The 13,243-nt window shown below is 45.9% G+C and carries 14 protein-coding genes; 8 read left to right on the forward strand and 6 right to left on the reverse strand.

Features of this window, described 5'->3' with window-relative positions; genetic code table 11:
* Position 1 precedes the first annotated feature (1 nt).
* The gene (locus ICN44_RS11435; RefSeq protein ID WP_216264059.1) at positions 2-1,051 is read left to right on the forward strand and encodes an alpha/beta fold hydrolase; all 1,050 of its coding nucleotides are present in this window, start codon (positions 2-4) and stop codon (positions 1,049-1,051) included.
* A 14-nt stretch (positions 1,052-1,065) separates the two neighbouring features.
* Here the strand turns inward: ICN44_RS11435 and ICN44_RS11440 are convergent, their stop codons facing one another.
* Positions 1,066-1,845 (reverse strand): enoyl-CoA hydratase/isomerase family protein, encoded by a 780-nt coding sequence (locus ICN44_RS11440; RefSeq protein WP_216264060.1) that lies wholly within the window; start codon positions 1,843-1,845, stop codon positions 1,066-1,068.
* A gap of 87 nt (positions 1,846-1,932) precedes the next feature.
* Between ICN44_RS11440 and ICN44_RS11445 the strand changes: the two genes are divergently transcribed.
* The 7 genes from ICN44_RS11445 (at position 1,933) to ICN44_RS11475 (ending at position 7,679) form a co-directional block, all read left to right on the forward strand.
* Entirely contained in the window at positions 1,933-2,091 is a 159-nt protein-coding gene (locus tag ICN44_RS11445; protein WP_158009030.1) for a DUF5993 family protein, read from the forward strand.
* Positions 2,092-2,097: 6 nt separating this feature from the next.
* Complete coding sequence (locus ICN44_RS11450) at positions 2,098-2,661, forward strand: disulfide bond formation protein B (RefSeq protein WP_216264061.1); 564 nt, start codon at positions 2,098-2,100, stop codon at positions 2,659-2,661.
* 34 nt (positions 2,662-2,695) lie between these two features.
* Positions 2,696-3,694, forward strand: a complete 999-nt coding sequence (locus ICN44_RS11455; RefSeq protein ID WP_216264062.1) for a tripartite tricarboxylate transporter substrate binding protein — start codon at positions 2,696-2,698, stop codon at positions 3,692-3,694.
* Between the two features lie 92 nt (positions 3,695-3,786).
* Positions 3,787-5,595 carry a COG3014 family protein gene (locus ICN44_RS11460; RefSeq protein WP_255537612.1) on the forward strand — a complete coding sequence of 603 codons (1,809 nt, stop codon included), beginning with the start codon at positions 3,787-3,789 and terminating at the stop codon, positions 5,593-5,595.
* An 11-nt stretch (positions 5,596-5,606) separates the two neighbouring features.
* Positions 5,607-5,963 carry a YcfL family protein gene (locus ICN44_RS11465; RefSeq protein WP_216264064.1) on the forward strand — a complete coding sequence of 119 codons (357 nt, stop codon included), beginning with the start codon at positions 5,607-5,609 and terminating at the stop codon, positions 5,961-5,963.
* Positions 5,964-6,015: 52 nt separating this feature from the next.
* Entirely contained in the window at positions 6,016-6,600 is a 585-nt protein-coding gene (gene lpoB, locus ICN44_RS11470) for a penicillin-binding protein activator LpoB (RefSeq protein WP_370623994.1), read from the forward strand.
* Between the two features lie 35 nt (positions 6,601-6,635).
* Positions 6,636-7,679, forward strand: a complete 1,044-nt coding sequence (locus ICN44_RS11475; RefSeq protein WP_216264065.1) for a hypothetical protein — start codon at positions 6,636-6,638, stop codon at positions 7,677-7,679.
* Positions 7,680-7,699: 20 nt separating this feature from the next.
* On the opposite strand, the gene ICN44_RS11480 is transcribed toward ICN44_RS11475, so the two are convergent.
* The 5 genes from ICN44_RS11480 to trxA all read right to left on the reverse strand — a co-directional run bounded on the left by ICN44_RS11480 (position 7,700) and on the right by trxA (position 13,230).
* Positions 7,700-9,091 (reverse strand): MATE family efflux transporter, encoded by a 1,392-nt coding sequence (locus tag ICN44_RS11480; protein WP_216264066.1) that lies wholly within the window; start codon positions 9,089-9,091, stop codon positions 7,700-7,702.
* Between the two features lie 3 nt (positions 9,092-9,094).
* Positions 9,095-10,813: a glycosyltransferase family 39 protein gene (locus ICN44_RS11485; RefSeq protein ID WP_216264067.1), complete on the reverse strand. Its 1,719-nt coding sequence runs from the start codon at positions 10,811-10,813 to the stop codon at positions 9,095-9,097.
* 89 nt (positions 10,814-10,902) lie between these two features.
* On the reverse strand, positions 10,903-11,250 hold the full coding sequence (locus tag ICN44_RS11490) for a type B 50S ribosomal protein L31 (protein ID WP_072582141.1): 348 nt from the start codon (positions 11,248-11,250) through the stop codon (positions 10,903-10,905).
* 156 nt (positions 11,251-11,406) lie between these two features.
* Positions 11,407-12,669 carry a transcription termination factor Rho gene (rho, locus tag ICN44_RS11495; RefSeq protein WP_011903147.1) on the reverse strand — a complete coding sequence of 421 codons (1,263 nt, stop codon included), beginning with the start codon at positions 12,667-12,669 and terminating at the stop codon, positions 11,407-11,409.
* A 234-nt stretch (positions 12,670-12,903) separates the two neighbouring features.
* Positions 12,904-13,230, reverse strand: coding sequence for a thioredoxin TrxA (gene trxA / locus ICN44_RS11500; RefSeq protein WP_062309025.1), 327 nt, complete (start codon positions 13,228-13,230; stop codon positions 12,904-12,906).
* Between the last annotated feature and the right edge of the window lie 13 nt (positions 13,231-13,243).

The following is a 13,243-nucleotide window of genomic DNA, read 5'->3' on the forward strand; positions in this document are numbered from 1 at the left end:
GATGACAAGTTTTCTCAAGAAAGTATTGCTGATTGGTGCAGCGTTAGTTGCACCTGTTTTTTTGGTTTCATGCGCTAATACTGAGAAGGCCTCATCAACTCCACCTGCCAGTCTTTATGCTGATGCAGCTCCTTTAGATTTGCGAATCAGCAAATGGCCTTACCCATACCCACTCAAGGAATTTAAAACTTCTTTACAGGGGCAAGCAGCAAGCATGATGTATATGGATGTTGGGGCCTTAGGCAAGCAAAAGGGTGTGGTGGTGTTATTTCATGGCAAGAATTTCTCAAGCGATTATTGGGCTACAACGATTGCTGGCCTATCTAAAGCTGGCTATCGTGTGATTGCTCCTGATCAGATTGGCTTCGGAAAGTCTTCTAAGCCAGATGTGACATACCACTTTGATGATTTAGCTGCCAATACGCAAGCCTTACTGAAGTCTCTCAATATCAAGCAGGTTGCAGTCATAGCTAACTCCATGGGCGGCATGGTGGGCATTCGTTTTGCGCGCTTATACCCACAAACCGTCCAAAAGCTAGTGTTGGAGAACCCTTTAGGACTTGAGGATTACAGCAAAGACATCCCTCCGCAACAAAATGACGATTTGCTCAAGCTAGAAATGGCTCAGACAGAAGCAAGCTATCGCCGCTTTCTGCAAAGTTATTTTCCAAACTGGCAGCCTGCTTATGAAAAGTTTGTAGAGGTATATGTGCGCGTACAAAAAGGTCCGGACTATCCGGCCTATGCAAAGACTTCAGTGCTGACATACCAAATGATTGCTGAAAAACCAGTAGTCAATGATTTGCCGCAATTAAAGATGCCAGTGTTATTGGTGATTGGTCAAAAGGACCGTACGGTATTTGGTAGACGTTTTGCACCGCCAGAGGCAGTGAAGTCTTTAGGTAACTTTCCGGAGTTAGGTAAGAAGGCGCAAGCAGCCATTCCGAATGCAAAGCTAGTACCAGTTGAAAATGTGGGACACGTACCTCACGTTGAGGTGCCCGATCAGTTTTTGAAAATCGTAGTGGAGTTTTTAAACTCTAAAGGCTAGTTCAGCAGCCTTACTTATTTCCCAGTCCACTGAGGTGGACGACCTTCCAAGAAGGCGTTCACACCCTCTCTAAAGTCCTTACTGTTATAGGTTTCTCGCATCAGATCCTTGCAGTCTGGAAGATTGTTTTGGAGTAAGCGTGCCAATGTCAGCTTGCTGGCTTTTTGCGTGATGGGAGCAAGGGTCGCTAATTTTTGAGCGAGCATATTAGTAACAGATTCGATTTCTGCAGGCTCTGCCGTTTGATAGAGGTAGCCTGAAGCTAATAATTCTGGTGCTTTAATGAATTCTGCAGTCAGAAGCATCTTCTTCACTGTTGGAGTTCCTAGGTGAGCCACAAGCCAAGACAAATTACTTGGTGATAAACAATTTCCTAAGGTCTTGGCTACTGGTATACCGAAACGGGCATCTGGTGTTGAGATTCGAAAGTCACAGAAAGTGGCCATCAACAGACCGCTGCCGACTGCTAAACCTTCAATCATGGCAATAGTCGGCATCGGTAGTTGTTGCAGTGAGGAGAAAATATGATCAACTGCAACTTCATAGGCTTCATTCCCTTTGAGGGCAACAAACTGCTGAATGTCGCTTCCTGAAACAAATGCTTTATCTCCCGCCCCCCGAAAGATGACCACTCGAATTTCAGGGTTGTTAGCTAAGGAGTCACAAATCCTTTTGAGCTCTTCATACATGGGCCAAGTGAGGGCATTGCGAGCGGCGGGGTGATTAAAAATAACCCGTGCCATATTCCCATCAATCTGTAGATCTAAGCAGGGAGGGGAGGGGCTGGTAGTCATTCGCCCATTCTAAACAAAAGCCCTTTCACAAAGCCCTGAATTTATAGAATTACCCCCGCTCTAAGAGTCCTGCGCTAGAATTCCCTTATGTATATGTTTCTACCTTTTCTGACGGCTTTTATCGGACTTGTTTTAGTCTGGTTTGAGAAGCGTCTTGCAGGTTTGACGGTTTTGGCGATTACCGTTGCTATCCTTCTGGTTTGGTTCCGTTTTCATGCAACTGACCATCTCAATATCAGCCTGTAATTGATTGTGAGTAAACATTCTCTACCTTCCCTAGCCGCGCTTGGCAATCAGCTTGCATTGCTAGCTGTTGTCGGCATGTTGTCATATGCCTTTGTAGATCAGCTCTACTTTGGTGAGTTGCCTTGCCCTCTGTGCTTAATGCAGCGCGTTGGGTTTGTGATTATTGGTTTTGCTTTGGTGCTCAATATTCGTTGTGGTGCTTATTCATCCCACTACGGATGGGGCATCATGGGTGGCTTGGTTGGGATGATGGTTTCTCTTCGTCAGGTTTTCTTGCATATTCTGCCGGGCGACAAGGGATTTGGAAAAACATTTTTAGAGTTGCATTTCTATACCTGGGCATATGTTGGGTATACCGGTTTGTTAATGGGTCTTGCAGTGCTATTAATGCTTCCTAATCGTGAAGTCCGCTCACGCTCATGGTTTGCTAATGCACTTGTTATTGCTTTCATTCTTTTGGTTTTAGGTAATCTCGTATCCACCTTATTGGAGTGCGGTATCGGCCCCTGCGCTGATGACCCAGTGAAGTATGAGGGCTGGTTGTGGCTACGCTCTCGCTTTGGTTTTTAACCTAGACCTTTCGGTCTAGTTCTACATTTTGAGCATGCCATTCTCTAAAGTTCTGAAGAGCTTTCTCTTTATGTCTGTGTTGTGGGCCGTTGGCTTTACTGTTCATGCGCAAAGTACATCCCAGAAAAACGCTACCTGGCCAAAACAAGCAATTCGCATCGTTGTAACCTTTACCCCCGGTGGGGCTCCAGATATATTGGCGCGCGTTTTAGCTGAAGATTGGCAGCAAAACTTGGGTGTACCAGTACTTGTCGAAAATCGCCCAGGCTATGGCGGCAATATTGGTGCTGATCTCGTTGCCAGGAGTGATCCCGATGGCTACACCTTATTAATTGGTACGGTAGGCATTCATGCGATTAATGGCGCGCTGTATGAAAAGATTTCATTCGATCCTGTGAAAGATTTCACACCCATTAGTTTTTTAGCAAGCACACCAAATGTATTAATTGTGAATAAGAAATTAGGCGTTAACAATCTTCATGAGTTAATTGAATTGGTAAAAGCAAAACCAGATCAACTCACTTTTGGTTCATCGGGTGTTGGCACTTCTTTACACATGTCAGGTGAATTGTTTAAACAAATAGCAGGTGTTCAAATCCGTCACATTCCTTATAAGGGACGAGCACAATCTTTACCAGACTTACTCAGTGGTCGCATTTCTATGCTTTTTGACAATCTTTCTTCCTCCTTAGCTTTGATTAAGGCAGGGGAAGTTCAAGCCTTAGGAGTAACTACACTGAAGCGCTCACATGCCGCCCCTGAGATTCCCACTCTAGCCGAGCAAGGTTTGGCTGGTTTTGAGGCTGTATCTTGGTTTTCTTTAATGGCACCAGCAAACCTTCCGCCTGATATCCAAAAACGCTTAAATCAAATGGTGCGCCAGACTTTGAACAATCCCGAGGTTAAATCCAAGCTCTTGGCTGGTGGCCTGGACTCCGCTCCAGGTAGTCCAAAAGACCTTTCTAAGTTAATTGCCTCCGAAGCAAGTAAATGGGGTAAGGTAGTGCAGCAATCAGGAGCAAAATTAGAGTAATAAACCCCTATTTTCTTGTCAGCCCAAGCCTATTTTTAAGCGTTAAAGGTATGTGGCCTTCATTAATTCTCCTTCTTTATAAACCCCTCAATTTGCCTAAATTTTCAGCATTAGACATTTCTAAATTCGGCATGACTTTGGCTGTCTGTTTGTTGGTGGGTTGCGCTACGCAGACTCAGCAAATCAAGATGAATGAGTCCAAAGAGCAGTTTAAAAATGGTGATCTGCAAAATACAACAGCGGCTATTCAGGGTGCCTTTAAGGATAAAAATACGCTGTATTACATGGAGCTGGGCGAGGTACAAAGACTGCAAGGTTCCACCCAGATTCCCAATAGCACCCAAAACCTATTAGCTGCAGATCAATTAGTCAGTCGTTGGGAGGTGACTACCAGCGACAAACTCAGACGCTCTTTTTCAGGAGCAAGTGGCTACGTTTTATCTGAAGGTTTCAGTAGTGAGTATGACCCTAAGCCTTATGAAGTGAGTCTATTAAGTCAGACCATCGCTTTAAACCACATCTCTCAAGGGCACTGGAATGATGCCATGGTGGAAGCCAAAAAGATGGCGCAGCGTGAGAAGGTTATTGAGGAGTTGATACAGAGTAGGGTGGCCGCAGTCTCCAAGGTAGAGCAGGAGCAGCAAAATAATCCCAATACTCAAGGTGCATCTAGCCGCATTGAAAGTATTAGCGGTTACCCAATTAATCTATTGGATGACGAGGAAACCCGTAGCCTTAAGAACTCCTATCAGAACCCGGCAGCGTATTACCTATCTGGTTTTATTCATGAGTCACAGGGAGAGGCAAGTCTAGCTGCGCCAGGTTATCGCTTGGCAATTGAGTTGCGTCCCCAAGTTAACTTTTTTAAAACCAGTATCGCTAAGTTGGACTCCAATATTGCCAACCAAGGCAAAAAAGCGTTTGCTGATACCTTGATCATTATTGATACGGGTTACATGCCCAAAATTATTCCTTATCAAATCAGTCAGTCTTTCAATCTGGGTGGCAACCCAAAGTTAGTGACCTTAACTTTTCCGGTCATCGAAAAATCTACTGAGCGTTTCAGGCCAACCATGGTTCAGTTAGGCGATAAAGTGGCTAATCCAGAGTTGGTTGCCAATATTGATGCTATGGCTCGCAAGAACTTACGTGATGAGATGCCAGCCTATGTTTTAAGAGCCTCCTCTAGAGCCTTAGTCTCTCTGGCTGCACAATATGCAGCAGATCGAGCTGCCCAGCAAGCGGCTAACAAGCGAAGCCAGAATAACCAAAACAATCAGAACAATGGTAGCGCTGCTCTGATTGGTGCGATTGCTGGAATGATTACAGGCTACAGCTTGCAAGCAATTAATGTGACTGATGTGCGCCATTGGTCAACCTTGCCCGCGCAAACCTATATGGCTAGAATGGGTCTACCGGTTGGACCAACTGTTCTGAAATACACTTTGCCATCTGGCGTAACCGCATCTCAAACGGTTAACTTAGTAGGCGGGTACAACGTGGTTTATATCCGCATGTTTAGAAATAGGGCAACTGTACTGACCTCGAATGACCCTACTGCGCTTCCTCCCAAAGATCCTGTTGTTAGTACTCCAATAGTCGCATCTCCAGCCGCCATCTCACCAGCAAGCCCACTACCCACTCTTGTAGAACCTAAACCATCTGAGGGTGCGTTTGCAGGCTTTAAGAAACTGTGGGGAGGCTTTCAGAATCCACAGCCTGAAGAGCCTGCTTCAGCAGCGGTAATAACTACCCCAGTAGCGACACAAGCAACCCCCGTACTTGCGGCGCCTATCTCAAACCCCAACCCCAACAATATCCCCACTAGCGGTAATATGGAAGGGGTAAAGCCTTACGAGCCACCCAATCTGTTGAATAGCTTTCAGCAGCTTTTTAATTAGGAAAGACCCAGATGAAAAAATACCTTGCAATCCTGATGACGGCACTTGCTCTTGTCGCATGTAGCTCAACGCCATCTATGAAGGACATGACGGTACGCATGGGTGATGCGGATAGCATTCAAATTACTGATATGCGTAGTTTGATGCGCAATGGCGTATTAACAGCGCAGGTAACCATACAGAATGACAGTAAATCCAATCTCGTATCTTATCGATTTAAGTGGATTGGTAAAAACGGTATGGCTGTTACAGATGAAGAGCCATGGAAGCCTGTAACAGTAGGCAAGGGGCAGTCGACCGTTATCATGGGAATCGCCCCAACGCCAGATGCTACTGACTTTCGTTTTGAATTAAATCAATACAAATAAAAATCAATTAACTATTTAATATTAAAGAGATTTAGGCTTATTAAGGATGATCATGAACACTAAAACTATTCGTTTATCTGCTATTGCATTATCGGTAGCAGCACTTGCTGCATGCTCAGGACCGCAGGTTCGTTATGGTGATGCTAAAGCGGTAGAGACCGTTAATGCAAACTATGGATCAACTGATCTACAGATGATTGCTGAGGCAATGACAAGATCACTGCTCCAGTCTAAGGCTATCTCTGGAAGCAAAGATGCGCCAATTGTGACGCTTGCAGATGTGAAGAATAAGACTTCTGAATATATCGATACGCGTGTAATTACCGATAAAATCCGCACGCAGTTAATGAAGAGCGGTCAAGTGCGATTCGCGGTGAGCGTTTCTGAAATGCAAAATCAGACTGAAGAGCTCAAGCGTCAGAATCAATCAGGTTTGTATAAGAACAGCACGATTGCTAAGACCGGCAATATGCAGGGCGCTCAGTATCGTATCGAAGGATCGATCGCTTCTATTGTCAAAAACACCAAGGATGTGAAAGACGTTTATTACGTATTTAATCTCAATCTCATTAACAACGAATCCGGTTTGCTCGAGTGGGCTGATGAAAAAGAGATTCGTAAGACTGCTACGCGCTAATACGCAACTCAACACCATAAAGAATTGAGCAATACATGAAAAAAATATTATTAGCTTGTACGGGGATGAGCCTGGTTCTTTTGGCTGGCTGTGCTAGCAAGCCGCCTGCTCCCGTGGAATCTGCGTATATTGGCCAAGTGCCAGCGGACCCACCCAAAAATCCCGTCATCAGTGCTGAGGCTTTAAAGGCGGATTCCAAGTCAATTGCGGTCACGGATATCTACTTTAAGAAAGAAGGAAAAAACTTAACGTTTGTCGAAGAAACCAGAACGACAACAGATAACAACATTTCCTCTACGATTGTGCCCAAGACTATTGAGGTAGATGCGGATAAAGCCAATGCATCTGCTATTACTGGTGGGGCGAATTCATCTGCATTCCCAGTAAAGTTCACCGATTTATCTGATCCAAAAGCTACTAGCCCAGGTACAGCCTCACCGCCCGTGCCTGTTGTTGATGCTGCGACACCAAGTAATAGCTCTTCAAGTACCAATGCTGAAAGTATGAAGAGGTCTGGCTATCAAAGTAATTATGAGTATGGTGAGTTACGTTATTTAGCTAACCCGATTCGTGGCTTACTCATCAAGTCTGGTTATAAGGTGGTCCAGGCTAAATCCACTCCTGCAGTTCCTAATCAGGGTGACGAGTACTTCGATATTGTGAAACGTATTAAGGCTAGTGATTTCGGTGATGCAGACTATGTTTTATATGGTGTGTTGGCGGAAGTCTCCAGTACGGATAACGTATCTGATGTTCCTGGAACCAAATCTACCTCACAACAGATGACGCTTGAGGTAACTGTGGACTTTAATATTGTCGATACCAAGACAACGCAAATCATTGCATCATTTGTAGCTTCTGGTGAAGGTAAGGATGTCCAAATCGATGGCAGAGACACTGGATATAAACCAAGTAATGCAAAGTTAATGAAGTTGGCTTCATTGGATTTGGCTGAAGATGTACGCAAGCATTTGGCTGATCAAAACTTTATTACTAACAACCCCGGTTCGGCAGGGCAGTTGCGTAACCTCAAAACCCGTTTAAATGACGATGCTTCTACTTTGAAGGTCTATAAGTAAGAGACTCAAAGTAGTTTGCCTTAAACCTGCACCGGCGGATGCGTCTTCTCATAGCGCTCCGCCGTTCTTCTAAAGAGATAGAGCAAAAAGCACGCAGCTAAGCCTAGACTTAAGCTGTTGCCAGCCCAAAAGCCATTGGCGCCTTGTAAGAATGCTGGTGTATTACCAAATACGTTAAAGCCCATGAGGTAGCCACCACCAAGGCCTACGCCCCAGAGTGAGCCTGCATAAATCACCATCGGTAAAAAAGCAATGCGATAGGCCCGCAGAATAAATGCTGCGGTAACTTGAAGAGCATCAAATACTTGATAGAAGGCTATAAATAAGAAGAGGGGGATAGAGAACACCTTCACCTCTGCTGGTGGATCGTATAAGTCTAGCAACTGAATTCTGAAAATCCAAACTGTGATACCAATAATGATGCACAGCGTAGTGGTAAAAAAGACGGATGACCAACCGATCTCTTCGGCGCGCTCGGGCTTGTTGGCGCCAATAGATTGAGACACTAAGGTCATGGTCGCAATGGAGAGAGATAGCGGCACCATGTAGATGACAGTTCCCATATTGGCTACGATTTGATGGCCCGCTAATGCTGTAGTTCCAAGGCGGGCAATAAATAGCGACATAAACGTGAAAGATGTTACTTCAATCAAGTAACTAAAGCCAATAGGTGCGCCAAGCTTGAGTAATGTCCAGATACGATGCCAATCCGGCATGCTAAAGCGGGCAAAGATCCTAAATGGTTTATAAAAGCGATCAAATAACACAAAGCCTAGAGTCATGAGTAGCCAAGACCAGTTAATGATGACGGTAGCTACAGCACAGCCTGGGCCGCCCATACCTTCTATACCTAAGCCTCCATAAATAAAGAGTAGATTTAAGGGCAACTTGAGTGCTAAGCCAATAATTTGCACAACAGTGATGACGGTAGGGCGTGAGACCGCATTGTGCAGCGCCATTAACACGCGCATAGCCATGCTGGCTGGTAAGCCAATTGCTAGGATATTGAGATATAACTTTGCTTTACCTTCAATAACATCATTGACACGGGAAATAGCTAGCAAGTGATCTGCATTGAGCAAAATGAAACAGCCCAAAATAGTGAGACCTAAAGCAAGCCAAGCCGCTTGCCGCACTTCTTCACCGATTTCTCCAAAACGTTTAGCGCCAAAGAGTTGTCCTGCAATTGGTGCAAGCGCCGAGATCACGCCGGTGAGACCTACGTAAATGCTGATGAAGATAGCTGATGCCATTGCTAGAGCCGCTAAGTCATCAGCTGAATACCTCGCCGTCATCGCGGTATCGAGCACGCCAAATGTAATCACGGCAAGCTGCCCCACTAATAGAGGTCCGGCTAGTTTTAGTAAAGAGGGGATGTCCTCGCGAAGGCGCGATATTTTAAAGTGCAGCACGAATTATTCCGGGATAACTTCGTAGAGGCGCAGGCGTTCATCGCGGTCAGCAGCACGACGATCTTCCCAGAGCAGTGTGAGCTTTTTATTATTTAGCTCTGCATATGCCTTTGCTTCGGATTGGCTGTGGGTCAGCATCCATGGACAATTGGGGTCATCTCGCAAATTGAGCTTGGAGAAGTATTCAAAAGAGGCGAGCTGTGCAGAACCCAAGTTGCTAGTGTCTATGCAGCCACCACCAGCAGGGATCACTTGGGCCAATCGTGCAGAAACCTGACGATAGGTCTTTGCATAGTTAATAGTTGGCAGCCATAAAGACATCAGCAGCACCCACATCAAAGTAGTCCCTGATGCTGAGATGATGAGGCAGCGCCAAATTTCTTTTGGGGCCCGAGAAGTTCTCCAACGAACTACCGCAAGCCACAAGCCTGTAATAGCAAGGGCGACGACAAATGCCAAGATATTAAATTGACCAGTAAATCCAGGTAGTAGGCGTGCAATATTGGCGGCCGTAGATTCTGGGTAGCCGGTCACTTTTGCGAGCCAAATAATCCAAATAGCCAGGGCGATCAGCGTAAAGCTAAACATCGCAAACCAATCAATAAAGCTAATGACGCTTCGCTTGAGAACGGGCAAGCTAAATGCGGCAATGATGGAAAGACTTGGAATCAAAATCATTAAGTCATGTTCATTTGCCTCTAGGCGGAACAAAACATAAATTAAGCTACCGATGAATAAACTCAAAGGAATGCAAAGATGGGGCGCGCGCCATGCGCCTGATTCTTTAATGCGACCCCAGTGCGCAAGGGAGACGATTGCGAGCGGCCAGACAGGCCACGCGTAAGCCCAGAAGTTCACACTCAAGAAACTGAGCGACTCAATTGATGGAGTAGCGCGCATTTCCGGTACATTGCGCCAGCCTTCTTCAGCGATGTGACGCCATTGCACTGGCAGATCAGCTAGATACCAAATCAGAGGCCAAATCGCAAAACCGATTAAACCTAAAACAGTACTAGTCAGCGTCCAACGAAAGCGCAACTTCGCATTGCTAGCAATGACCGCAATGATGGTGGAGGTAACAATGATTAAGCTGAGTGTGAGATTGCTTGATAGGGCGACGATGGCAATACCAAGGCCAGTCCAGAAACCACCTTGCCAAGGTTTATCTAAGCCGCGCACTGTGCCATATAGCACGATGCTAATACCCATGAGCTGCGCCATCATTGGTGTTGTTTCATGAGCGCGTTGCGCTAGACCTACGCACGCCAAGAAAATGAGTAGCGCGCCATCAGCTAGGGTCATGCCGTAGCTCTTTAAATCGGGCTGACCACCAACTGCTAATGCCATCGGCTGCACTTCACGACGACGACCTAATAAATAGGTGGCATACCAAATTGCTAGTGCAGCAGAGAAGAAACAGATGGCGGCGTATAAGCGTGCAGCATTAGCGGCGCCAATGAATGGACCAAACCACTCAATGAGTGTGGCGCCCATCCAATAAGACAAGGGCGCACCAAGAGAGATATCGCGTCCAGCTAAGTGGGGAACCATCCAGTCTAAGGTGTTACCGCGAAAGAGTGTCCACATACCACCAAACCCAATAGCATCCTCATTCTTCCAGGGGTCCCGAAAGAAGAGGCCAGCGAAACCATAAACTAAGGTCAGCGCAAAAATAATAATGCGCGGAATAGATTTAGTGGCGGCGGCAGTAAGTTTGACCATGTGTGAAGTTCAAAATAAAAAAGGCAGCAAACGCTGCCTTAATTATCTCGCAGAGCAGGTATTTAACATACCCCGCGAATAGAAGTGGTTTAAGCCTTCTTCTTAGCTGGCTTTTCAGCAGCTTTAGCTTCTGCAGCAGCAGCTTTTTTCTCAGCTGTTTTAGCAGCGCCATCACCGGTAGCTTTAGCAACAGCTTTAGTACCGAATTTCTGACGGAATTTCTCAACACGACCAGCGGTATCCATAATTTTCTGGGTGCCAGTGTAGAAAGGGTGTGATTCAGATGAAGTCTCGATCTTGGCCAATGGATATTCATTACCATCTTCCCACTTGATTGTCTCTCTAGTAGACATAGTGGAGCGAGTCTTGAAGCTGAAGTTATTGGAAACGTCTACAAAGACGATTTCGCGATATTCGGGGTGAATGCCTGGTTTCATGTTGAGTCCTATGAGCGGGGAGCCGTTTGAGCCAAATTGGCTGAAATACTTTCCCAGGTTTTAAAAGCGGTAAAGGCGAAATTATGCCATGAAATCAACAACAAAGCGCTGTTTAGGTGTCCAAAAAGGGCTGAAACAGCCCTCTAGACCCCTAAATTAGCCTCCGCGACGCATTAAGTCGAAGAATTCACCATTATTTTTGGTCGATTTGAGCTTATCCACGATGAAGTTCATCGCCTCGATATCGTCCATATCGGCCAGCAATTTACGCAATACCCAGATCTTCTGGAGATTCTCAGCTTTAACCAAGAGTTCCTCGCGGCGGGTGCCAGACTTATTGAGGTTAATCGATGGGTAAACACGACGCTCAGCCAAACGACGCTCAAGGTGAACTTCCATATTGCCGGTGCCTTTGAACTCCTCATAGATGAGGTCATCCATACGGCTACCAGTTTCAATCAGAGCGGTTGCGATGATCGTCAGTGAGCCACCTTCTTCAATATTACGGGCGGCACCAAAGAAACGTTTTGGACGTTGCAATGCATTGGCATCCACACCACCAGAGAGTACTTTGCCTGATGAAGGAACAACAGTGTTGTATGCGCGTGCAAGACGAGTAATGGAATCTAACAAGATGATCACATCTTTGCCCATCTCAACTAAGCGCTTGGCTTTTTCAATCACCATCTCGGCAACTTGAACGTGACGCACTGCTGGCTCATCAAAGGTAGAGGCAACGACTTCACCGCGAACGGAGCGTTGCATCTCAGTTACTTCTTCAGGACGCTCGTCAACGAGTAATACGATCAAAATTGCTTCAGGATTATTGGCAGCAATCGCGTGAGCTATGTGCTGCATCATCACGGTCTTACCGGATTTTGGTGAAGCCACGATCAAGCCACGTTGGCCGTAACCAATCGGGGAGATCATGTCGATGATCCGGCCAGTAAGGTTCTCTTCGGCCTTGATATCACGCTCTAAGCTGATCACACGGTTAGGGTGGAGCGGCGTTAAGTTCTCGAACATGATGCGGTTCTTGAGGGCTTCAGGAGCCAAACCGTTGATCTTGTCTACCTTTACTAAAGCAAAGTAACGCTCACCATCTTTAGGTGTACGTACTTCACCTTCAACGCTGTCACCAGTGTGCAAGTTAAAGCGACGAATCTGTGCAGGAGAGATATAAATATCGTCAGGAGAAGCCATGTAAGAGGCTTCAGGAGAGCGCAAGAAACCAAAGCCATCAGGCAATACTTCCAAAGTGCCATCGCCGAAAACGGTTTCGCCAGCCTTCGCACGTTTTTTCAGAATGGCAAACATTAATTCTTGTTTGCGCATCCGTTGTGTATTTTCAATCTCCAAGCTAGCTGCCATTTCAAGCAGAGCGGATACGTGGAGGACTTTGAGTTCAGTTAATTGCATGTGGTTCTCGGGTTTTGATGAATTTGTTTTGGGGTATCGCTGCGCTGATTTAGATCACGCAGATGTGGAAAAACAGAATTTTGGAATTTGCTAAAAGAAGGGGGAGGTAAATTGCTGAAAATCGGAGCACTGATTAGTGCGTTTGAGTAATACTACACCAAAAAATGGGTGTGACAAGCGTTTAAATCGGTAAAAACCACAGGCTCAGCTGGTGAACCTGTGGTCTGAGACTATTTACAGATGACTATCAATAAATGCAGTCAACTGAGATTTGGCCAAAGCGCCTACTTTTTGAGCAGCCACGGTGCCATTTTTGAAGAGAATTAGGGTAGGAATGCCGCGAATATTGAACTGGGCAGGTACGCCTTGGTTCTCATCTACGTTCATTTTTGCGATCTGTATCTTGTCGCCATACTCGCCAGCGAGCTCTTCCAGGATCGGACCAATCATTTTGCAAGGACCGCACCACTCAGCCCAGAAGTCGAGCAGTACAGGTTTATCGGACTTGAGGACGTCTTGTTCGAAAGAGGCGTCAGTTACATATTTAATGCCGGCACTCATGAAAATTCCTTAT

Source organism: Polynucleobacter sp. JS-Fieb-80-E5 (assembly GCF_018882015.1).
In the GTDB taxonomy this organism is placed as follows: domain Bacteria; phylum Pseudomonadota; class Gammaproteobacteria; order Burkholderiales; family Burkholderiaceae; genus Polynucleobacter.

What these genes read in the sequence shown, in the direction of transcription:
- ICN44_RS11435 (WP_216264059.1), top strand. Translation starts at nt 2, where the DNA reads ATGACAAGTTTTCTCAAGAAAGTATTGCTGATTGGTGCAGCGTTAGTT.
- ICN44_RS11440 (WP_216264060.1), bottom strand. Translation starts at nt 1,845, where the DNA reads ATGACTACCAGCCCCTCCCCTCCCTGCTTAGATCTACAGATTGATGGG.
- ICN44_RS11445 (WP_158009030.1), top strand. Translation starts at nt 1,933, where the DNA reads ATGTATATGTTTCTACCTTTTCTGACGGCTTTTATCGGACTTGTTTTA.
- ICN44_RS11455 (WP_216264062.1), top strand. Translation starts at nt 2,696, where the DNA reads ATGCCATTCTCTAAAGTTCTGAAGAGCTTTCTCTTTATGTCTGTGTTG.
- ICN44_RS11465 (WP_216264064.1), top strand. Translation starts at nt 5,607, where the DNA reads ATGAAAAAATACCTTGCAATCCTGATGACGGCACTTGCTCTTGTCGCA.
- lpoB (WP_370623994.1), top strand. Translation starts at nt 6,016, where the DNA reads ATGAACACTAAAACTATTCGTTTATCTGCTATTGCATTATCGGTAGCA.
- ICN44_RS11475 (WP_216264065.1), top strand. Translation starts at nt 6,636, where the DNA reads ATGAAAAAAATATTATTAGCTTGTACGGGGATGAGCCTGGTTCTTTTG.
- ICN44_RS11485 (WP_216264067.1), bottom strand. Translation starts at nt 10,813, where the DNA reads ATGGTCAAACTTACTGCCGCCGCCACTAAATCTATTCCGCGCATTATT.
- ICN44_RS11490 (WP_072582141.1), bottom strand. Translation starts at nt 11,250, where the DNA reads ATGAAACCAGGCATTCACCCCGAATATCGCGAAATCGTCTTTGTAGAC.
- rho (WP_011903147.1), bottom strand. Translation starts at nt 12,669, where the DNA reads ATGCAATTAACTGAACTCAAAGTCCTCCACGTATCCGCTCTGCTTGAA.
- trxA (WP_062309025.1), bottom strand. Translation starts at nt 13,230, where the DNA reads ATGAGTGCCGGCATTAAATATGTAACTGACGCCTCTTTCGAACAAGAC.